The 19,358-nt window shown below is 62.6% G+C and carries 21 protein-coding genes; 14 read left to right on the top strand and 7 right to left on the bottom strand.

Annotated elements, in window-relative coordinates; translation table 11 throughout:
• The coding region (locus AC1DXU_RS00005; RefSeq protein ID WP_477362739.1) for a corrinoid protein at window positions 1-627 on the top strand (627 nt) is incomplete at its 5' end.
• A 90-nt stretch (window positions 628-717) separates the two neighbouring features.
• Here AC1DXU_RS00005 and AC1DXU_RS00010 read toward each other — a convergent pair.
• Window positions 718-858: an EncA/B family entericidin gene (locus tag AC1DXU_RS00010; protein WP_477276873.1), complete on the bottom strand. Its 141-nt coding sequence runs from the start codon at window positions 856-858 to the stop codon at window positions 718-720.
• A 64-nt stretch (window positions 859-922) separates the two neighbouring features.
• On the opposite strand from AC1DXU_RS00010, the gene AC1DXU_RS00015 reads away from it, so the two are divergent.
• The 10 genes from AC1DXU_RS00015 to AC1DXU_RS00060 all read left to right on the top strand — a co-directional run bounded on the left by AC1DXU_RS00015 (window position 923) and on the right by AC1DXU_RS00060 (window position 10,002).
• Window positions 923-1,552: a DUF1638 domain-containing protein gene (locus AC1DXU_RS00015; RefSeq protein ID WP_477362742.1), complete on the top strand. Its 630-nt coding sequence runs from the start codon at window positions 923-925 to the stop codon at window positions 1,550-1,552.
• A 116-nt stretch (window positions 1,553-1,668) separates the two neighbouring features.
• Window positions 1,669-2,244 carry a DUF4893 domain-containing protein gene (locus AC1DXU_RS00020; RefSeq protein WP_477362745.1) on the top strand — a complete coding sequence of 192 codons (576 nt, stop codon included), beginning with the start codon at window positions 1,669-1,671 and terminating at the stop codon, window positions 2,242-2,244.
• A 109-nt stretch (window positions 2,245-2,353) separates the two neighbouring features.
• Complete coding sequence (locus AC1DXU_RS00025; RefSeq protein WP_477362748.1) at window positions 2,354-3,136, top strand: formyl transferase; 783 nt, start codon at window positions 2,354-2,356, stop codon at window positions 3,134-3,136.
• Between the two features lie 137 nt (window positions 3,137-3,273).
• On the top strand, window positions 3,274-3,576 hold the full coding sequence (locus AC1DXU_RS00030; RefSeq protein WP_477362751.1) for a virulence factor: 303 nt from the start codon (window positions 3,274-3,276) through the stop codon (window positions 3,574-3,576).
• Window positions 3,569-4,180 carry a methylenetetrahydrofolate reductase C-terminal domain-containing protein gene (locus AC1DXU_RS00035; RefSeq protein WP_477362754.1) on the top strand — a complete coding sequence of 204 codons (612 nt, stop codon included), beginning with the start codon at window positions 3,569-3,571 and terminating at the stop codon, window positions 4,178-4,180. Before AC1DXU_RS00030 ends, AC1DXU_RS00035 begins: the two co-directional genes overlap by 8 nt.
• Entirely contained in the window at window positions 4,177-5,268 is a 1,092-nt protein-coding gene (locus tag AC1DXU_RS00040; RefSeq protein ID WP_477362757.1) for a methylenetetrahydrofolate reductase, read from the top strand. Before AC1DXU_RS00035 ends, AC1DXU_RS00040 begins: the two co-directional genes overlap by 4 nt.
• Before the next feature lie 80 nt (window positions 5,269-5,348).
• Window positions 5,349-6,323 (top strand): methyltetrahydrofolate cobalamin methyltransferase, encoded by a 975-nt coding sequence (locus tag AC1DXU_RS00045; protein ID WP_477311925.1) that lies wholly within the window; start codon window positions 5,349-5,351, stop codon window positions 6,321-6,323.
• Entirely contained in the window at window positions 6,274-8,403 is a 2,130-nt protein-coding gene (locus AC1DXU_RS00050; RefSeq protein ID WP_477362760.1) for an ASKHA domain-containing protein, read from the top strand. The genes AC1DXU_RS00045 and AC1DXU_RS00050 overlap by 50 nt, the downstream gene beginning before the upstream one ends.
• Before the next feature lie 189 nt (window positions 8,404-8,592).
• Entirely contained in the window at window positions 8,593-8,778 is a 186-nt protein-coding gene (locus AC1DXU_RS00055) for a hypothetical protein (protein ID WP_477362763.1), read from the top strand.
• 276 nt (window positions 8,779-9,054) lie between these two features.
• Window positions 9,055-10,002: an alpha/beta hydrolase gene (locus tag AC1DXU_RS00060; protein WP_477362766.1), complete on the top strand. Its 948-nt coding sequence runs from the start codon at window positions 9,055-9,057 to the stop codon at window positions 10,000-10,002.
• A 76-nt stretch (window positions 10,003-10,078) separates the two neighbouring features.
• Here the strand turns inward: AC1DXU_RS00060 and AC1DXU_RS00065 are convergent, their stop codons facing one another.
• Window positions 10,079-10,978: a LysR substrate-binding domain-containing protein gene (locus tag AC1DXU_RS00065; protein WP_097576400.1), complete on the bottom strand. Its 900-nt coding sequence runs from the start codon at window positions 10,976-10,978 to the stop codon at window positions 10,079-10,081.
• Between the two features lie 215 nt (window positions 10,979-11,193).
• On the opposite strand from AC1DXU_RS00065, the gene AC1DXU_RS00070 reads away from it, so the two are divergent.
• From AC1DXU_RS00070 to AC1DXU_RS00080, 3 genes are all read left to right on the top strand, one after another.
• Window positions 11,194-11,379, top strand: a complete 186-nt coding sequence (locus AC1DXU_RS00070; RefSeq protein WP_477248053.1) for a hypothetical protein — start codon at window positions 11,194-11,196, stop codon at window positions 11,377-11,379.
• A gap of 341 nt (window positions 11,380-11,720) precedes the next feature.
• On the top strand, window positions 11,721-11,855 hold the full coding sequence (locus AC1DXU_RS00075) for a hypothetical protein (protein ID WP_013531161.1): 135 nt from the start codon (window positions 11,721-11,723) through the stop codon (window positions 11,853-11,855).
• A gap of 355 nt (window positions 11,856-12,210) precedes the next feature.
• Window positions 12,211-13,149 carry a GlxA family transcriptional regulator gene (locus AC1DXU_RS00080; RefSeq protein WP_477365892.1) on the top strand — a complete coding sequence of 313 codons (939 nt, stop codon included), beginning with the start codon at window positions 12,211-12,213 and terminating at the stop codon, window positions 13,147-13,149.
• A gap of 74 nt (window positions 13,150-13,223) precedes the next feature.
• Here AC1DXU_RS00080 and AC1DXU_RS00085 read toward each other — a convergent pair whose 3' ends face one another.
• The 5 genes from AC1DXU_RS00085 to AC1DXU_RS00105 all read right to left on the bottom strand — a co-directional run bounded on the left by AC1DXU_RS00085 (window position 13,224) and on the right by AC1DXU_RS00105 (window position 19,355).
• Entirely contained in the window at window positions 13,224-13,565 is a 342-nt protein-coding gene (locus AC1DXU_RS00085; RefSeq protein WP_477362769.1) for a peptidase inhibitor family I36 protein, read from the bottom strand.
• Between the two features lie 145 nt (window positions 13,566-13,710).
• The gene (locus AC1DXU_RS00090) at window positions 13,711-14,559 is read right to left on the bottom strand and encodes a DUF1194 domain-containing protein (RefSeq protein ID WP_477362772.1); all 849 of its coding nucleotides are present in this window, start codon (window positions 14,557-14,559) and stop codon (window positions 13,711-13,713) included.
• Between the two features lie 112 nt (window positions 14,560-14,671).
• A complete protein-coding gene (locus AC1DXU_RS00095; RefSeq protein ID WP_477362775.1) occupies window positions 14,672-17,233 on the bottom strand; it encodes a GcvT family protein in 2,562 nt (853 codons plus the stop codon).
• A 137-nt stretch (window positions 17,234-17,370) separates the two neighbouring features.
• Window positions 17,371-18,129: an FkbM family methyltransferase gene (locus tag AC1DXU_RS00100; protein ID WP_477311932.1), complete on the bottom strand. Its 759-nt coding sequence runs from the start codon at window positions 18,127-18,129 to the stop codon at window positions 17,371-17,373.
• Window positions 18,126-19,355, bottom strand: a complete 1,230-nt coding sequence (locus tag AC1DXU_RS00105) for a hypothetical protein (protein WP_477311933.1) — start codon at window positions 19,353-19,355, stop codon at window positions 18,126-18,128. Before AC1DXU_RS00105 ends, AC1DXU_RS00100 begins: the two co-directional genes overlap by 4 nt.
• Between the last annotated feature and the right edge of the window lie 3 nt (window positions 19,356-19,358).

A 19,358-nucleotide genomic window follows, 5' to 3' on the forward strand; every position in this document is an offset into this window, starting at 1 on the left:
TATGACGGGTTGAAGGAAGAGATCGAGGAAGGCACCAACATCCTGCTCGAGCGCGGCTGGGTGCCTTACAAGGTGCTGACCGAGGCGCTGGTCGAAGGCATGCGCATCGTCGGCGAGGATTTTCGAGACGGCATCCTGTTCGTTCCCGAAGTGCTTTTGTCCGCCAACGCGATGAAGGCCGGCATGTTCATCCTGCGGCCGCTGCTCGCCGCCACCGGCGCACCCAAGCAGGGCAAGATGGTGATCGGCACCGTCAAGGGCGACATCCACGACATTGGCAAGAACCTCGTCGGCATGATGATGGAGGGCGCCGGCTTCGACGTCATCGACCTCGGCATCAACAATGCGGTCGAGAAGTATCTCGACGCCATCGAACAGCATCAGCCTGACATCATCGGCATGTCGGCACTGCTGACCACCACCATGCCCTACATGAAGGTCGTCATCGACACGATGAAGGAAAAGGGCATTCGCGACGATTATGTCGTGCTGGTTGGCGGCGCGCCGCTCAACGAGGAATTCGGCAAGGCCGTCGGCGCCGATGCCTATTGCCGCGATGCGGCCGTGGCGGTCGAAACCGCCAAGGACTTCATGAAGCGCAAGCACAACGTCCGCGCTTCAGCCTGATCTCTACGCAAGGCGTTTGGCCAACAATAAAAGCCGCGCCTTGCAGCGCGGCTTTTTTGTTCCCAGATGTTGGAAACAGATCGCGGCGGGTCAGGGTTTGGTGACGGTATCCTCAACGGCTTTGGCCGTCGATTTGACATCCCTGCCGACGCCGCGCACCGTGTTGGCGCAGGCCGACAGCGCCAGGGCGCAAGCAAGAATGGCAATCGGCACAGTGGTTGAAAGTTTCATGAACGGTTTATCCCTCTCTCGATAGATTCGCCCCACAGCAACGGAGGCCAGTTCGACAGGTTCCATGGCCAAGGTACAAAAAACCAAACCGAATCAAACCGACAGGCTGCTTGTCATCGCCTGCGGGATGATTGCGCGCGAGGTTTTGGCCGTCAAGGAACAGCTGGGGCTCGATCACCTCGAATTGACCTGCCTGCCGGCGGAGTTCCATTTCTATCCGGATCGCATTGCGCCGGCCATGGACAAGGCGATCGAGAAGGCCAAGGCCGAAGGCTACAGCAACATCTTCGTCGGCTATGGCGATTGCGGCACCGGCGGCCTGCTCGACCGCGTGCTGGAGAAGCATGGCGTCGAGCGGATGGCCGGGCCGCACTGTTTTGCCTTCTACCAGGGCATGGATGCCTATGCGAAGGTCGCCGACGACGACATGATGTCGTTCTACATGACCGACTTCCTGTGCCGCCAGTTCGACGCCTTCTTCATGAAGCCGCTCGGCCTCGACAAGCATCCGGAGCTGATCAAGGACTATTTCGGCAATTACGAGCGACTGGTCTATATCGCCCAGACCGACGACCCGGAACTCGATAAGGTTGCCGAGAAGGCCGCGAATATGCTCGGCCTCGCCTATGAGCGCCGCTCGACGGGCTATGGCGATCTGACGGCGGAACTGGCGCAAGCCGCCGCCCACGCCTGAAGCAATTCTTCACCGCAACGTCGTCAAGCCCGGATGACAGGCCGCCACGATCGGGTAAGTTGTGCCCCCAGACGCACACACAAGCTGCTCTCAGCCAAGAAACCGGGAACGCACCGATGATCATCCGCCCCCTGCTTGCCGTTCTCGGCCTTCTCTGCTTCGCCCTGCCCGCCTACGCCGACGGCGAGGTGCAGAAGCTGATTACGCCTGCCGACAAGGTGCGGCTCGACAAATATGGCGAGACCCGCAAGGCAGCGCTTGCTGAAGCCAAGGCGGGCGATCCCGCCGACGTCAAGCAGCTCGACGCCTTGCTGGCAAAGCCTTTCGTCGCCTTTTCCGACAAGGACCTGACCGGCAACTGGAAATGCCGCACCATTAAGGCCGGCGGCTTGGGCCCGCTCGTCATCTATGGCTGGTTCAAATGCAAGGTGAGCGACGACGGCTCCGGCTGGCGGCTGCAAAAGGTGAGCGGCTCGCAGCGCACCACAGGCCGCTTCTTCGACGATGGCGAAAAGCGCGCCATCTATCTCGGCTCGCTCTCCGTCAACGACGACCCGGCAAAGCCCTATGGCAGCGGTCCGCAAAGCGACCAGGTCGGCTACGCCTTCCGCAACAGCGCCAGCGAATGGCGCATCGAATTCCCGGCGCCCTATTACGAATCGAAGCTCGACATCATGGAATTCAAGCGCTGAGTTACAGTCCGGTGACAGCCACACCGATCACTAAGGATTAACCCGAACGGCCTAGCATCCCGAGCTTCTGGCCGGCATCCGGCCGCATCTTCCGGGCACGTCGCGAACCATGGAACCCCAGGGCTCAAATCCACGGCCGATTGTCGTCGTCACCGAAGGCGGCCCGCATATCTGGGCCATCGTCAACGCCATCGCCGACGAGCTAGGTCCTGTCAGCGTCATCCTCGAAAGCCCTGAATCCAAAAAGCAATTGCTGCTCGGCCGCGCCCGCCGCCAGGGCTGGATTTCCGCTGTCGGACAGCTTGGCACGATGGTGCTGACGCGGCTCGGCAAACGGTTTTTCGCCAGGCACGCGGCACGGTTGATCGCGCAACAGAAACTGCAGACCGAACCGAAGCCCGGACAAACGATCATCCATGTCCCCTCGGCCAACGCATCGGAGTGTTTGCAGGCGATCGCGGAAATCCAACCCGGCGTCGTGCTGCTTGCCGGCTGCCGCCTGCTATCGAAGCAGACGCTGGCAAAAATGCCGTGCCTGGTGCTCAACTACCACGCCGGCATCGCGCCGAAATACCGCGGCATGAATGGCGGCTACTGGGCGCTGGCCTCTAGCGACGCGCAAAATTTCGGCACCACGGTGCATCTGGTCGATGCCGGCGTCGACACCGGCGGCGTGCTGCGGCAGGCGCGCGGCCGGCCGGAACCAGGCGACACCATTTCAACCTATGCGCTGCGCCAGGCGGCATTCTCGCGCGAGGTCTGCGTCGAGGCGGTTCGGGACGCGCTTGCAGGAAAACTTGCCACCTCGGATCCCGGCCTGCCCTCGAAGCAATGGTATCATCCGACGATCTGGTTCTACCTCTGGACCGGCGTCAAAAGCGGCGTCTGGTAGACCCGCCATCCCAAGGATTTTCGTCTTTATTTTTGCGACTGCCAATTGCGTCGCTTTTGAATGCGCGCGCGTCGTCCCATAACAAGCGGCCCAACTGCGCTTGCGGCAATGCTCGAAATCACGAGGAGTAGGAATTCATGGCCGATCTGATCGTCGTCTACTGGCGCGACATCCCCGCCCAGGTCATCGTCAAGAAGGGCCGGCAGAACGCCAAGCGCGAACTGCCGCTGCGCTTCACCGAGGCGATCGACATGTGCGCCATGCGCACCGGCGCCGGCGGCACTGACGATTACCTCGCCGAATGGCGCAAGGCCGACCCGATTGCGGTCGGCGACGACCTCGAAGCCGAGGTCGAAAGGGCTTTTCAGGACCTCGATACGAAATACGACCGCGAGCGGCTGGTCGCTCTGGTGAAGGCGGGCGGGAAAGAAAATGTCTGAAACAACTCCTGCCAAAGGTGGCCCGGCGGTTACGCAGGCCACTCTCAACAAGAAGGCAGCGCCGAAATCCGACTACAAGCCGGCCGACGTGTCGCCGCAGCGGCGCGTGCAGCGCTCCTTTGCGGTGCGGCTGTGGTCGATCCGCCATTCCCGGCTGCTCGAATGGTTCTATTCCCGCTTCGCCGACGCGTTCCTGCTCCTCCATCCCCTGTGGAAGGGCATCGGCTACGGCCGTGTCGAGGGGCCGATCAAATTCGTCGAGAAGCGCGTCAAGGGCTTTATGTTCGACTGCCGCATGTGCGGCCAGTGCGTGCTGTCCTCCACCGGCATGTCATGCCCGATGAACTGCCCCAAGCAACTGCGCAACGGTCCCTGCGGCGGCGTCCGCGCCAACGGCAATTGCGAGGTCGAGCCGAACATGCCCTGCGTCTGGGTCAAGGCCTGGGAAGGTTCGCAGAACATGGTGCATGGCGACAAGATCCTCGACGTGCAGAAGCCTGTCGACCAGTCTCTGCGCGAAACCTCGGCCTGGCTGCGGGTGACCGCGCAGGCGGCGGCCACGCGCGAAGCCGCACAAGCACCCAAGACCGGAGCTTCGGCATGATCGGCCGCCAGCTCGACGAAAACCCGGCCGGCATCCACCTGCCGCTCGATCCCCTGCCCGGCCACACCTCGCGCGGCCGGCTGGAGCGCGTCTTGCGGCGCGGCGAGTTCGCGGTGACCACCGAACTCAACCCGCCCGACAGCGCCGATCCCGAAGACGTCTACAACCGCGCGAAAATCTTCGACGGCTGGGTCGACGCCATCAATGCCGTCGATGCCTCCGGCGCCAACTGCCACATGTCCTCGGTTGGCATCTGCGCGCTTTTGACCCGCATGGGCTATGCCCCGATCATGCAGATCGCCTGCCGCGACAAGAACCGCATCGCCATCCAGGGCGACGTTCTGGGCGGAGCCGCGATGGGCGTCGCCAACATGCTGTGCCTCACCGGCGACGGTGTGCAGGCCGGCGACCAGCCCGGCGCCAAGCCGGTGTTCGACCTCGATTCCATGTCGCTGCTCGAGACCTGTCGCATCATGCGCGACAACGGCAAGTTCCTGTCCGGCCGCAAGCTGACGACGCCGCCGCAGATTTTCCTGGGTGCGGCCGTCAATCCGTTCGCGCCGCCCTTCGACTTCCGCCCGATCCATCTCGGCAAGAAGATCGCCGCCGGCGCGCAGTTCGTGCAGACGCAGTACTGCTTCGACGTGCCGATGTTCAAAACCTTCATGCAGAAGGCGCGCGATCTCGGCCACACCGAAAAGGTGTTCATCCTGTGCGGCGTCGGCCCGCTGGCCTCGGCCAAGACGGCCAAGTGGATCCGCTCCAACGTGCCGGGCATCCACATCCCCGATACTATCATCAAGCGGCTGGAAGGCGCGCAGGACCAAAAGAAGGAAGGCAAGCAACTCTGCATCGACATCATCAACGAGGTGAAGGAAATTCCCGGCGTTTCCGGCGTCCATGTGATGGCCTATCGCCAGGAAGAATATGTCGCCGAGATCGTCGATGAATCGGGCGTGCTCAAGGGCCGCCAGCCGTGGAAGCGCGAAATTCGCCGCGACGACCAGCTCGTTGCCGACCGGCTCGACCACATACTGCACGACGAGATTACCGAAACGCAGGTGGACATGGTGAAGACCGCGCATTGACGGCGCGGCTGCTCACCATTCGCTTGATCGAAATCAGATAACGATATAAAGAACTCTTTATATCACGACGGAGAGATTTCATGACCCGTACCATCGTCGCCTCGGCGACACGAGAAATCATTATCGGCTTCGACCAGCCGTTCTGCGTGATCGGCGAACGCATCAACCCGACCGGCCGCAAGAAGCTGGCCGCCGAGATGATCGCCGGCAATTTCGAGACCGTCATCCGCGACGCGCTGGAACAGGCCGCCTGCGGCGCCACCATGCTCGACGTCAATGCCGGCGTCACCTCGGTCAACCCCAACGAGACCGAACCCGGCCTTCTGGTGCAGACGCTGGAGATCGTCCAGGGACTGGTCGACCTGCCGCTGTCGATCGACAGTTCGGTCACCGCGGCAATCGAAGCCGCGCTCAAGGTCGCCAAGGGCCGTCCGCTGGTCAACTCCGTCACCGGCGAGGAAGAAAAGCTCGAAGCCATCCTGCCGCTGGTCAAGAAATACAACGTTCCGGTCGTTGCCATCTCCAACGACGAGACCGGCATCTCGATGGACCCCGACGTGCGCTTCGCCGTCGCCAAGAAGATCGTCGAGCGCTGCGCCGATTTCGGCATTCCGGCGCATGACGTCGTCGTCGACCCGCTGGTCATGCCGATCGGCGCGCTGGGCGATGCCGGCCGCCAGGTGTTCGCGCTGCTGCGCCGCCTGCGCGAAGAGTTGAAGGTCAACACCACTTGCGGCCTCTCCAACATCTCGTTTGGCCTGCCGCATCGCCACGGCATCAACGCCGCCTTCATCCCGATGGTGATCGGCGCCGGCATGACCTCGGCGATCATGAACCCGGTGCGTCCGCAGGAAATGGAAGCCGTGCGCGGCGCCAATGTGCTGAACGGCACCGACGAGAACTGCACCAACTGGATCAGGACCTACAAGGACTACAAGCCGGCAGAAGGCGGCCAGGCCGTTGCCGCCCCGACCGCGGTCAACGCGCCGGGCGATGGCGCCGGCAATGGCGGTCGCCGCCGTGGCGGCCGTGAAGCCCGGATGGGTCGAGGATAAGCGCGCAATCGTGAACTCGCCTGCCAACATCACCGATCCGCTCGTGCTGTTCATGCCGTCGGGCAAGCGCGGGCGGTTTCCTGTGGGCACGCCGGTGCTGGATGCCGCGCGCCAGCTCGGCGTCTATGTCGAAAGCGTTTGCGGCGGACGCGCCACCTGCGGGCGCTGCCAGATCGAAGTGCAGGAAGGCAATTTCGCCAAGCACAAGATCATTTCCTCCAACGACCACATCACGCCCAAGGGCGCCAAGGAAGAGCGCTACGAACGCGTGCGCGGCCTGCCCGAACGGCGCCGCCTGTCCTGTTCGGCGCAGATCCTCGGCGATCTCGTCATCGACGTGCCGCAGGACACGGTCATCAACGCGCAGACCATCCGCAAGGACGCTGACACCAGGGTCATCGCCCGCGATTCGGCGGTCCGCATGTGTTATGTCGAGATCGAAGAGCCCGACATGCACAAGCCGCTCGGCGATCTCGATCGCCTGAAGATCGCGCTGATGCACGACTGGGGTCTGAAAAACCTCGATTTCGATTTTCATCTGTTGCCGCAGGTGCAAGGCATCCTGCGCAAGGGCAACTGGACCGCGACTGCTGCCATCTACAAGGATACCGAGACCGAGACCGCGCGAGTCATCGCCTTGTGGCCCGGCCTCAAGAACGAGGCCTATGGCCTGGCATGCGATATCGGCTCGACCACAATCGCCATGCATCTGGTGTCGCTACTGTCGGGCCGGGTCGCCGCGTCGTCGGGCACCTCCAACCCGCAGATCCGCTTCGGCGAGGATCTGATGAGCCGCGTCTCCTATGTGATGATGAACCCGGACGGCCGCGAAGGCATGACGGTTGCCGTGCGCGAGGCGATCTCCGGCCTCGTCGACAAGGTGTGCGCCGAAGGCAATGTCCAGCGCAACGACATCTTGGACAGCGTCTTCGTCGGCAATCCGATCATGCACCATCTGTTCCTCGGCATCGATCCGACCGAGCTCGGCGGCGCCCCCTTCGCGCTGGCCATCTCGGGCGCGGTGCACATCAAGGCGTCGGATATCGGCCTCAAGCTCAACCAGGGTGCCCGGCTCTACATGCTGCCTTGCATCGCCGGCCATGTCGGCGCCGATGCGGCGGCGGTCACGCTGTCGGAAGGTCCGCACCGCCAGGACGAGATGATGCTGATCGTCGATGTCGGAACCAATGCCGAGATCGTGCTCGGCAATCGCCAGCGCGTCGTGGCGGCGTCGTCTCCGACCGGCCCGGCCTTCGAAGGCGCGGAAATCTCCGGCGGCCAGCGCGCCGCCCCCGGCGCCATCGAGCGCGTGCGCATCGATGCCGACACGCTGGAGCCGAAGTATCGCGTCATCGGCTCGGAACTGTGGTCCGATGAGCCCGGCTTCCTCGACAGCGTGCAGGCGACCGGCGTCACCGGCATTTGCGGCTCCGGCATCATCGAGGTGGTCGCCGAAATGTATCTCGCCGGCATCATCTCGGAAGATGGCGTCATCGACGGATCGCTCGGCATGCGCTCACCGCGCGTCACCGCCAATGGCCGCACCTTCTCCTATGTGCTGAAGGAAGGCGAGCCGAAGATCACCATTACCCAGACCGACGTGCGCGCCATCCAGCTCGCCAAGGCAGCGCTCTATGCCGGCACCAAGCTGCTGATGGAAAAACAGCACACCGAGCATGTCGACCGCATCCACTTCGCCGGCGCCTTCGGCTCTTTCATCGATCCGAAATATGCCATGGTGCTGGGCCTGATCCCGGATTGCGACCTCGACAAGGTCTCCGCTGTCGGCAACGCCGCCGGCGCCGGTGCGCGCATGGCGCTGCTCAATCGCGGCTACCGCCGCGAGATCGAGGACACGGTCAGCAAGATCGAGAAGATCGAGACGGCGCTGGAGCCGAAATTCCAGGAGCATTTCGTCTACGCCATGGCACTGCCGAACAAGGTCGACCCCTTCCCGAAACTCTCGGCCGCAGTGAAACTGCCGCCACGCAAAACTGTCAGCGAGGACGGTGTTGCCGGCGACGCCGCCCCGCGCCGGCGTTCGCGAGAAGGCCACGCGGCAAGGCGCGGGCGGGAATAGACCGCCCGCAATAGAGCGTCAAACGCCTCCAATTTCATTTGTATGCAAATGTTTCAAGATCGGTCGATCTGGAAACGAAACCGCTGTTTTCGTGAAATCCGCCAGATACATGCGCGGCGCATTTAATCGGCATCAAGCGGCAGGCGGGAAATCGCTCCCAACCGCCGCGATCCTTCAAGGGAGATCAAGATGTCGATGTTCGAAAGCCTCGGCCGTTATGGTGCGGCCATCAAGCATGCCCACAACCGGAACAGGTCTGTCCGCGCGCTGAACAGCCTGCCTTCTGACATCCAGAAGGATATCGGCTGGCCGGTGTCGCCGCGCAATGACCCGCAGGCCACCCTGTCGGCTTTGCTCCTGGGCTCGGCGCGCTGATGACCTTCGCCGACAAATGCAAGCTGCTGGCCAAACGCCGGAGCCGCGATACGGCTCCGGCGACAACCGATACAAAGCTGCGCGCGGCACTTCTGCCTCGGTGTTGAACGCTGTTGCGGTGTCCTAATAGGCTGGGAAACCTGCCTTGGGGTTGCGGCCCCAGATCACACAACCGTGTTGACCACCACGCAAAACTTGACATTTCTGGCCGAGGCACGATCTTCGAAGGCAGGGAGAATTCTCTTAGTCGGCTCCAGCCGAAGTTCGTGTATCCGCATGCCCAGCTTCAAAAGCCACGTCGTTTCGTTTGTCCTCAGGCATAGCCGCAAGCAGGCCTTTTCCAGTCCGGAAAACCTGCAGCGCTGGATTGCCTATGCGCGCAAGACCGAGGACCATCAGCCGCTCGCGTCGATGCGATCGCGGCTCGACATTACGACGCGCAGCGTCGAGGGTTTTCCAGTCTACGAGATCGCGCCCAGGACCGGCGAGCGCAGGCGTATTCTCTACCTGCACGGCGGCGCCTTTGTCTTTCAAATCACGTCCTATCACTGGGGGCTGATCGCCGAAATGGCCGACCGGCTCGGCTTCGGCATCACGGTGCCGATCTACCCGATCGCCCCCGAGCACGATTTCCACGCCATGTTCGGCATGGTCGGCGAGGTCTACCGCCAAATGCTCGACGAAACCGAGGCTGGCGACATCACCTTCATGGGCGATTCCGCCGGTGGCAACATGGCCGTTGTGCTGACCATGATGGCCGCCGAAGACGCCCTGCCTTTGCCGTCGCGCCATGTGCTGATTTCACCCGGCCTCGATATGTCGCTCTCCAACCCCGAAGTGTTCGAGGCGGAGCGCAACGATCCGTGGCTGGGTATATCAGGCGGCCTGGAAGCGATCCGCATGTACAGCGCCGGCTTCGCTCGCAGCGACTGGCATATCAGCCCGCTCTACGGCGACCTCTCGGTGCTGCCGAAGACCCTGCTTCTGACCGGCTCGCACGACCTGCTCAGCCCCGACAATCTGATCTTCGCCGAGAAAGCGCGTGCCGCAGGCGTTGAGGTTGACGTCGTCTACGAGGAAGGCATGTTCCATGTCTGGCCGCTGATTGACATGCCCGAGGCGCGCCGCGCGCGCGACAGCATCGTGACCTTCTTGAGCGGTGAAGCCAAACCACGCCGCACTGCGGCCAGCGGATGGTCGCTGCAGGGTCAGATCGCGACCTGATTTCTTACCGGCAGCCATTGCGGACGAAAAAAGCCCGCCCCGATCCCGTCGGGACGGGCTCTGATCGTCACAAAGCTCAGAACTTGCCGGTTTCCCGGAACACTTCGAAGGTCGCGCGAATGTGGTCGGCGACCGCCTTGACCGGCGCGCTGGCGTCCGGCGCCACCACCATGGCCAGATTGTAGGTGCCGATGTCGGGCATGCCGTCCTTCGGGCAAAGCTCGACCATGTCGTTGCCGAGGAACGATTTCGGCAGCGGCGCCACCGCGAGATCGGACATGATGGCGGCGCGCTGGCCAGCCGTGTGCGCGCTCATATAGGCGATGCGGTAGTTGCGGCCTTCGCGGCCGAGCGCTTCGAGCGCCCCGGCCCGCCAGGCGCAGCCTTCTTCCCACAGCGATACTGGCAGCGGCTCACGCAGATGCGCGCAGCCGCCCTTGGCGCCGGCCCAGACGATCGGTTCGGTGAGCAGCACTTCGGCGCCGAGCGCGCTGGTCTTGTAGGAATTGGTCAGCAGCGTGATGTCGAGCGCGCGGTCATCCATGCGCCGGCGCAGATTGCTGCTCTGGTCGATGGTAACGTCGACGGCGATCGACGGGTGCGACTGCGCAAAACGCTTCAGCACATGCGGCAGCACGCGTTCGCCGTAGTCGTCCGGTGAACCGAGCCGCACCACGCCGACAATGTCGGGAATGATGAACTTCGACACCACCTCGCGGTTGATCGACAAAAGCCGGCGGGCGTAGCCGAGCAGCATCTCGCCATCCGTGGTCAGCGTTACCGAGCGCGCGTCGCGCGCGAAGACGGAACGGCCGAGAATGTCCTCCAGCTTCTTGATCTGCATGGAGACGGCAGACGGCGTGCGAAAGACCGCATTGGCCGCGGTGGTGAAGCTGCCGGTCTCGGCAATGGCTACGAAAGTGCGCAGGACATCGAGATCGAGCAGTGGCAGCGGATGATTGAGTGGGGCGTTCATCGGGATCGACCTTCAATTTTTCTGATGCAAACCATCATTCCATTTCGTTTGATTGAACATCAGAATGGGAGGATAGTCAACTCCATCGAAGCAGGACCTACCGAAGCAGCCACCAAACGACCACGACACAGACCTGCAATCGACATGAAATGAAGCTGAAACCGGATGTAACGCCTCAACGGCGGATCCTCCCACCGCAAACGAAGGAGAACAAAATGTCTATCCTGTCATCCATTGGTCGCCTCGCGACCGAATTCAGCGCGGCCCGCGCCCGCTACCAGACCGAACGTGCCATTCACTCGCTGCCGATCGAATTGCAGAAGGACATTGGCTGGCCTGAAGCTGCCGACACCAAGACCGGTGCACGCCACGGCGTCGGATCCTGGGCTGGAGCGAAGTAAACCGTGTGTAGCAAAGAATGAAGGCCTGCCGCGCAGACCATGCCCGGCAGGCCTTCTCAGTTTTATTTGCACTCAAATGAATTTTGGAGCCATGTCGCCGCTGCATGGCGCATATGAGCAAGCCGCATAGCGGCGCGAATTCCCAATTAACGCCTTGTAAATAATGGTAAATTCTGGGCAGTCTGCCCAATAATGTCGCAATCGGTGTCGCATTTCATATCAAGCGCTTCGCATTTGCGATTTAGTTTGTCCTCGCACAAGCCTATATCAGCGTCAGCAAACGAGCTGCCCCACTCCATAAAGCGAAGGCGACCCGTCTGAGCAACCGAATGGAGATGATCATGAAGCTTTTTGCCCGCCTCTTTGCCCGCCGCGAAATGAACCTGACGACCGCTCTTGAGCGCCAGCGTCTCGCCAACACCATGCCCGGCCAGACCGGCGCCATGAATGCAGCGCGCCTCGGCTTCGTCGCCTGAGATAACAGCTTGCGAAGGCAGCGTCCCCTGCCGCTGCTTCGAAGTTGATCCGAGCGTCGCTTCGGTTTGCCGGGGCGGCGTTTTCGTCTGTGCCGTAGCCACGCCGGCCAGGTCTGCTTAACCGATCAGCATTTTGAGCCCATCGCCTGGGCGATTGCCCATTTGCGACCCATGTCGCAAATATAGTTGCCTCTACGCCCTCTACCCGATTGACAGGAATGGTTTTTCCTGATGACGCTGTGCTGTTCGCGACATCCTGTTCGCGTCATGGCCCGCGTGAGGTTTCCCCGTGAATGCCGTTGTAAAGCACCCGATCAAGCGATCGTTTGTATTCTTCCTTATCCCCGATTTCACCATGATCGCCTTTGCGACAGCGCTCGACCCGCTGCGCTCGGCCAACCGCATGCTTGGCTACGAGGCCTATCGCTGGCGCCTCGCCAGCATCGACGGCAAGCCGGTGCGCGCCTCGAACGGCGTCGAATGCGCTGTCAACACCTCGCTCGAGGAAGAGCGGAAGAAGATGGCCGGGCCCGAGCGGCCGAACATGGCGATCGTCTGCAGCGGCGTCAATGTCGAGCGCTACCAGAACAGATCCGCCTTCGCCTGGCTGCGCGAGGAGTACAATCGCGGCGTTGCCGTTGGCGGCCTGTGCACCGGCGCCCATATCCTGGCAGCCGCCGGCCTGCTCTCCAACAAGCGTTGCGCCATCCATTGGGAGAACCTGCCGGGCTTTTCCGAGGCATTCCCCAAGGCCAATGTCTTTGCCGACCTGTTCGAGATCGACCAGAACATCTACACCTGCGCCGGCGGCACCGCCGCGCTCGACATGATGCTGAAGCTGATCGGCGACGATTTCGACGAAAATCTGGTCAACCGGGTGTGCGAGCAGGTGCTGACTGACCGCGTCCGCAGCCCGACCGACCGCCAGCGCCTGCCCCTGCGCGCCCGCCTTGGCGTGCAGAATTCCAAGGTGCTGACCATCATCGAATTGATGGAAGGCAATCTGTCCGAGCCGCTGTCGCTGATCGAGATCGCCGACCATGTCGACCTGTCGCGCCGACAGATCGAGCGGCTGTTCCGCACCGAAATGGGCAGGTCCCCTGCCCGCTATTATCTCGAAATCCGACTCGACCGTGCCAGGCACTTGCTGATCCAGTCGTCGATGCCGGTGGTCGAGGTGGCGGTCGCCTGTGGCTTCGTCTCGGCCTCGCATTTCTCCAAATGCTACCGCGAGCTCTACGCCCGCTCACCGCAGCAGGAGCGCGTCGACCGCAAGCAGTTGCTCGCGGCCTGATTTCTCAAAAAAATGCCTGGCGCCCCTATTGCTGCGGACGGGAATCGCCGGGCAACGCCCGGCCTGCGACTGGTTCAATACCCGTCGCAATAGCATTCGGCCGACGAGATGCGGTCGTTCCAGCCGCTGCCCTGAAAATCGCGAATCCTGCGAGTGATTTCGATCGAACGGCCCCGCCGGCGTGAATCTTCATAGGCGACAAGGGTGCAGCCGCGACGCACGAACACGGAAGACACGCGGTCGTTCCAGAACTGGCCTGCGCGAAAATTCACGGAATCGTCGGCGCTCATCTCCAGCGATCGCCCGCGGAAATTCCCATGCTCGAACATGACACAGGCGGGTTCGTCATCGTAGGCGCTGGCGCTGCCGACGCAAAGCGCCGACGCGACAATCGTCAGGATCACAAGATTTCTCATATGCTACTTCCCTCGTTTTGACCGCGTCGCGACCGGCAGCTTGATCCCGCATCGCGCGGGCGAGTTTGCCATTGCTTGCGACAACGAGGCAAGGTCGGGCAGACCTGCGCGTCGCACTTTGTGCATCCAGGCGACACACTGCGCTCTAGCGGCTGTCGAACATCCAGCTGCGGTCGCGCCACATTTTCTCGCCGGCCAGGCAGTCGACGGGCGGGCCATCCTGCGCCAGCACCACCGGCGGGTGATCGGCCTCTTCCGCCGCCCATTGCGGCGAGGCAGAGCCTGCAAGCTCCAGCACCAGCTTACGGCGGATCGCTTCGGGAAATTGTGTCCAGTCGTTGACCGGGATCATAAAGGAGCCGGGTCCGCCGATCACGCAGTCGCTGTAGTAGCGGTCGAGATTGTTGACGTCGAAGGCACCGGTGAAACCGCCGCGGGTCATCAGCGGCAACCCATTGATGATGATGCCTTGCTTCACCAGACCGTCGCGGGTGATATCGACCGGGGCGCCCTGGTTGTTGGGACCGTCGCCCGAGATATCGATGACCCGCTTGACGCCCTGAAAGCCACTTTCGGCGAAAAGATCGCTGCCGAATTCAAGTGCACCGGAAATCGAGGTGCGACGCGCACTGCCCGGCGGATGGGCGGAAAGTTGCGCGACCACCCGTTCGGCATCGGCACGGTTGGCGATCACCGTCCACGGCACGATGACATGCTGCCAGGTCGTTCCGGCCCATTCGACATAGGTGACGGCGATCTTGCCGTAAGTGCCGTCGGCAATCGCCTGCAGCACATGATCGTGCGTCAGCGCCGCCGCATAGCCGTGGCGCTGGATCTCAAGCTCATCCGGTGACATGGAGAGGGAAACATCGACGGCCAGCACCAGCTCGATATCGACAGGCTCGTCCGAGAGGGAGGCCGGCGTCAGCCAGAGCAGCAGCGCCAGCGCGGCGCAGCCCGAAAGCAAATGTCTTGCACAGGCAAAAGCAGACATGCCGCAAGGGTAAGCGAGAATCACGGATCGACAAAGAGAAAAGCCCGGCGCTGCGCCGGGCTTTGCAGACATCTTTGCGGGTCAGCCGCCTACCGGCCGGACCCATCATCACTCAGCTGCGCGGCTTGAGGTTCTCCGGGTCGTAGAGCGGCTTGTAGCCGACGGCGGCCACTTCCACCGGATAGGTCTCGCCAAAATACTCGATGATGAGCTTGCGGCCTTCCTGGGCATACGCCCAGGGCAGATAGGCGAGACCGATGTTCTTGCCGATGGTCGGACCATAGGCCATCGACGTCGTGAACGACCGGCGGCCGACTTCGTCGACCAGCGTTTCGCCCGTCTTCGGGTCCATCACCGGCATGATGCCGACGGGATAGCGGGCAACGCCCTTTGCATCGACATTGTCGGTCACCACCAGCGTGCAAAGCATGGCCGGCTGGTGCTCGCGTTCGCGGTATTCCACATGTTTGGCCTTGCCGCAGAAATCGTTCTCCTTGACCTTTGGGCGAGCGAGATCGGCTTCCAGCAGATTGTACTCGGTCAGTAGGTCGGCGTTTTGCAGGCGCAGGCTCTTTTCCATGCGCCGGGTGTTGGCATAGGTCTCGACGCCGAAAGGCATGACGCCGGTCGAGCGCAACGCGTCCCAGACGGCGAGGCCGTCCTCGTAGCGCATATGCAGTTCCCAGCCCTGCTCGCCGACATAGGAGATGCGGAACGCGGTGACATCCTTGCCGCCGATCCGAACCTGTTTGATTGCCGCGAAGGGGAAATTCTCGACCGAGAGCCCATCAGGATTCTCGACCACCTTCTGCAGCGTCGTCCGCGCATTCGGGCCCCAGATGCCGACAGTCACATACTTCTCGGTCACGTCGGTGATGGTGACATCAAAGCCTTTGTCCTGTGCCGTGCGGCGCATGTACTGGAAGTCGCGCGGGCCGGCGTCGGCGCCGTCGATCAAGCGACAGCGGTCGGCCATGCGGATGACGGTAAAGTCGGCGCGCACCATGCCTTCCTCGTCGAGGAAGTGGGTGTAGATGCCCTTGCCGATGTTGTTGTCGCCGCCGATCTTGGCCGCGCACAGCCATTCCAGCAGCGCGACATGGTCCGGTCCTTCGATGTCATACATGGCGAAATGCGACAGGTTGACGATGCCGCAATCCTCGCTCATGGCGAGATGTTCGGCATTGGAGACGCGCCAGAAATGGCGGTTGTCCCACTCGTTTGCACGCACCGGCACCCGGTTGCCGTACTTCTCCAGGAGGTGTTCGTTGGCGGCATAGCCGTGCGCCCGTTCCCAGCCGCCCAGTTCCATGAAGTAGCCGCCGAGTTCCTTCTCGCGCTCCCAGAACGGCGAGCGCCTTATGTTGCGGGCCTTGGAGAACGGCTCGCGCGGATGCACCGCCGGATTGTAGACCTTCATCGCCGTCTCGGTGCAGCGGTCCCAGATGAACTGCTCCTTCGTCTGGTGCGGATAGAAGCGCGCATAGTCGATGGCGTGGTGGTCGATTTCCGTGCGGCCGTCCGTCATCCAGTCGGCGATCAGCTTGCCCATGCCGGGGCCGTCCTTGACCCAGATGGCGACGGCATACCAGAGACCCCTGACCTTCTGGCTTTCGCCCATCGACGGGCCGCCATCCGCGGTCACCTGCAGCAGGCCGTTGAAGGAATGGCTTTCATTGTAGCCGAGCTCGCCCAGGATCGGCGTCAGTTCCATGGCGCGCTCGAGCGGCGCCAGAATCTGCTCCATGTCGAGGTCGCGCTGCGACGGCGACAGCCGGGCCTGATCCTTCTCCAGGAGGTCGCGCGGATGGCAAAGGCGCGGATTGTTTTCTTCGTAATAACCCCATTCGATCTGCCCGCCCTCGGCGGTCTTGGGGTCGCCGGTGTCGCGCATATAGGCGGAATTGCCTTGATCGCGCAGCAGCGGCCAGCCGATCTCCTTGCCGGTGCCGGCGAACTCGTTGTACGGGCCAAAGAAGGTCAGTGGATGGTCTATCGGCATCACCGGCAGGTCTTCGCCGACCATTTCCGCGATCAACCGCCCCCATATGCCGGCGCAGACGATGACATAGTCGGCCATGATCGTGCCGCGGTCGGTGACGACGCCCTTGATGCGGCCGTCCTCGACGATGAGGGATTTGGCCGGCGTGTTGGCGAAAGATTTCAACTTGCCCGAAGCTTCCGCCTGGTCGACCAGCTTGCCGGCGACGGTCTGCGAGCGCGGAATGACGAGGCCGGCATCGGGGTCCCACAGGCCGCCCTGCACCATCGCTTCTTCGATGAGCGGAAATTTTTCCTTGATCTCGGCCGGTTCGATCAGGCGGGCGCGCGTGCCGAAAGCCTTGGCCGAGGCGATCTTGCGCTTGATTTCTTCCATGCGGGCGTCATCGCCGACGCGCGCCACTTCCAGGCCGCCGATGCGGGCGTAGTGACCCATCTTCTCGTAGAAATCGATCGAGTAGATCGTCGTCCAGCAGGACAGGAAGTCATGGCTGGTCGTGTAGCAGAAGTCGGAGGCGTGCGCGGTCGAGCCGATATCGGTCGGGATGCCCGATTTGTCGATGCCGACAATGTCGGTCCAGCCGCGTTCGATCAGGTGATGGGCGATCGACGCGCCGACAATACCGCCAAGGCCGACGATGACGACCTTCGCCTGTTTCGGAAACTCTGCCATTGCCCGCGACTCCAAAGTGATAAAGCGCGCGGACTATAGGGCGGAGCGGTGGCGCGGATGAAGCCTGTTTGCGACATTGGCAAAAAGCCGAGCGACCAGACGATAGAATGGCTTCGCGTCGGCCCGTGGAAAGACGCTCAGGCGAAGGCCCAGACGTCCTCGGCCTGGAAACCGACCTGGTAGCCTGATGTCTTCAGCTTGACCACGACCTGGCCGATTTCCGCCGCCGGCAGCGCGCCGACCTCGACCTTGATCATGCCGGGACGGTAGCGCTTGAGGTCGAGCTGTTCGAAGACGATCCAGTCGGCGCCCTCGCAGTCGACCAGGAAGGCGTCGATGTAGGTGATGCCGTTGCGGTCGAGCAGCGTCTGCAGCGTCTCCGACGGCACCTCGATATCCCTGAGGTGCGGCGCGAACTTGTTGAAATTGGCATCGGCCTCGCCCCAGGCATTCTTGCCCGACATCAGATTGGTGTCGGTGACCGACGAACAGCCGATGAATTCGATCGGCAACGTGCCGGCCTCGAGTGCGGCGGCATCGAAGGTGTGGACGGTGATCGTGCCCTTGGTCTTGGTCACCGCCACGGGTTCGATGACGAAGCGCTCGGTATCGGGATAGTTGGCACGCAGCCGTTTCTGATTGTAGGGGATCGGCTCGACCAGCACGGCGCGGGCGCGCGGAATACGGTGCAGCCACGGCGTCACATCGTCGAACAGCGCGCCGTCGCAGGCGCCGACATTGACCATCTGAAACGGTCGCCTGCCCCCACTGAGGCGCGCCTTCAGCGCCGCCTTGGCCAGGAATTTCGTGCCGTGCAGCGACGGGCTACGGTCGAGAACGCCGGTGGGAAGACCGAGCGACAGGGCCATGCGCGCCAGGCTGGAAACGGAACTCATGGCTTATCTCCAGATATGACGTGCAAGGCGCGTCGCCCGTTCAGGCTTGCCGATGCCCAGAGAGCCATCATCGGGCCGGCGAGCAGCAGGAACGGCGGGATCAGATTGGGAAAATAGATGCGGCTGTCGTGGATCGGAAAGACGGTGAATTTCGCCAGCACGCCAAGCACAAGTGCGGCAAGCAAGATGCCGGCGCGGCGGTCGAGCCGAAAGCCGGCGCGGCTCAACGCATACCAGCCGGCCAGGGCCAGCACCGAGACGCCGACCCAGCTGTTCAGGGCGATGGCGCGAACCAGCGAGGCGGCGAACGCCTTGAGGTAGGCAACAACCGAAAACGGCGGATCGAAACCGTCCATATTGTAGTGCTGCTCGATGCTGGAAAACCACAGATGCGGCCACCAGCCAGGATGGTGGGCCCAGTGCGAGATGGCGAAATAGGCGACGAAGGAGGCGGCAAAGCCGGCCAGCGCGCCCCACGCCCGCTGCCGGAAAACGACCAGCAGTACGGCGAAGATGGTGAGGAAGACGATGTTGTCGGGTCGCGCCATGAAGGCGAGGAAGAGCAGGAGCGCCGTCGCCACATCACGGCCGCGCACATAGGCAAACAGCCCGCCGAGAAACAGCGCCGAGCACAACAGATCCGGCGTCGAGGCCCGCGCCACTTCGCCGAAATCGGCCATGATCAGCACCGCGCCAACAATCGGCGCCAGCGCCAGCGCATTTTGAGACCGCAGCCAGAGCAGCGCGATCGCGCCAAACAGCAGCACCGAGAACACCGATACCAGCCGCATCGCCTCGACCGGCGATATCACCGAACTCATCGTCGACAGGATCTCGGCATAAAGGAACTTGATCCGGTACATGCCGAGCAGCGAATGGAAATCGGCGGCATTTTCGCTCATGTGGCTGCGGAACCCGTCACCATCGTCGGTCAGCGTCTTGTAGTCGCCGGCCGACACCCCGGCCTTGACCGCACCATAGGCATAGTCATGCAAGGCCTGCGCATCGGGATAGGTGCCTTCTTCGGCAACAGCCAGATAGGGCAGCATGTCCCAATTGGCGTCGGGCATGAACCAGGCCGTCGCCGCCGTCAGAAAGATGTAGAGAGCAAAGGCCGCCGCACCGATCGGCGCGGCCAGCCGCCCATAGGTGCCCTCGCCCCATGCCAGACCGGCCGCGGTGAGCCGGTCGAGCAGAGTGTTTGAAGCGGGCGACCTGGTCAGCATCGT

The organism is Mesorhizobium sp. P3_A10 (assembly GCF_056403175.1).

Bases quoted from the DNA above. Each gene is read 5' to 3' on its own strand.
- AC1DXU_RS00075 (WP_013531161.1), top strand. From the start codon at position 11,721: ATGAAGCTTTTTGCCCGCCTCTTTGCCCGCCGCGAAATGAACCTGACG.
- AC1DXU_RS00100 (WP_477311932.1), bottom strand. From the start codon at position 18,129: ATGAGTTCCGTTTCCAGCCTGGCGCGCATGGCCCTGTCGCTCGGTCTT.
- AC1DXU_RS00055 (WP_477362763.1), top strand. From the start codon at position 8,593: ATGTCGATGTTCGAAAGCCTCGGCCGTTATGGTGCGGCCATCAAGCAT.
- AC1DXU_RS00090 (WP_477362772.1), bottom strand. From the start codon at position 14,559: ATGTCTGCTTTTGCCTGTGCAAGACATTTGCTTTCGGGCTGCGCCGCG.
- AC1DXU_RS00105 (WP_477311933.1), bottom strand. From the start codon at position 19,355: ATGCTGACCAGGTCGCCCGCTTCAAACACTCTGCTCGACCGGCTCACC.
- AC1DXU_RS00035 (WP_477362754.1), top strand. From the start codon at position 3,569: ATGTCTGAAACAACTCCTGCCAAAGGTGGCCCGGCGGTTACGCAGGCC.
- AC1DXU_RS00010 (WP_477276873.1), bottom strand. From the start codon at position 858: ATGAAACTTTCAACCACTGTGCCGATTGCCATTCTTGCTTGCGCCCTG.
- AC1DXU_RS00045 (WP_477311925.1), top strand. From the start codon at position 5,349: ATGACCCGTACCATCGTCGCCTCGGCGACACGAGAAATCATTATCGGC.
- AC1DXU_RS00050 (WP_477362760.1), top strand. From the start codon at position 6,274: ATGGCGGTCGCCGCCGTGGCGGCCGTGAAGCCCGGATGGGTCGAGGAT.
- AC1DXU_RS00065 (WP_097576400.1), bottom strand. From the start codon at position 10,978: ATGAACGCCCCACTCAATCATCCGCTGCCACTGCTCGATCTCGATGTC.
- AC1DXU_RS00015 (WP_477362742.1), top strand. From the start codon at position 923: ATGGCCAAGGTACAAAAAACCAAACCGAATCAAACCGACAGGCTGCTT.
- AC1DXU_RS00070 (WP_477248053.1), top strand. From the start codon at position 11,194: ATGTCTATCCTGTCATCCATTGGTCGCCTCGCGACCGAATTCAGCGCG.
- AC1DXU_RS00095 (WP_477362775.1), bottom strand. From the start codon at position 17,233: ATGGCAGAGTTTCCGAAACAGGCGAAGGTCGTCATCGTCGGCCTTGGC.
- AC1DXU_RS00080 (WP_477365892.1), top strand. From the start codon at position 12,211: ATGATCGCCTTTGCGACAGCGCTCGACCCGCTGCGCTCGGCCAACCGC.
- AC1DXU_RS00040 (WP_477362757.1), top strand. From the start codon at position 4,177: ATGATCGGCCGCCAGCTCGACGAAAACCCGGCCGGCATCCACCTGCCG.
- AC1DXU_RS00060 (WP_477362766.1), top strand. From the start codon at position 9,055: ATGCCCAGCTTCAAAAGCCACGTCGTTTCGTTTGTCCTCAGGCATAGC.
- AC1DXU_RS00025 (WP_477362748.1), top strand. From the start codon at position 2,354: ATGGAACCCCAGGGCTCAAATCCACGGCCGATTGTCGTCGTCACCGAA.
- AC1DXU_RS00030 (WP_477362751.1), top strand. From the start codon at position 3,274: ATGGCCGATCTGATCGTCGTCTACTGGCGCGACATCCCCGCCCAGGTC.
- AC1DXU_RS00085 (WP_477362769.1), bottom strand. From the start codon at position 13,565: ATGAGAAATCTTGTGATCCTGACGATTGTCGCGTCGGCGCTTTGCGTC.
- AC1DXU_RS00020 (WP_477362745.1), top strand. From the start codon at position 1,669: ATGATCATCCGCCCCCTGCTTGCCGTTCTCGGCCTTCTCTGCTTCGCC.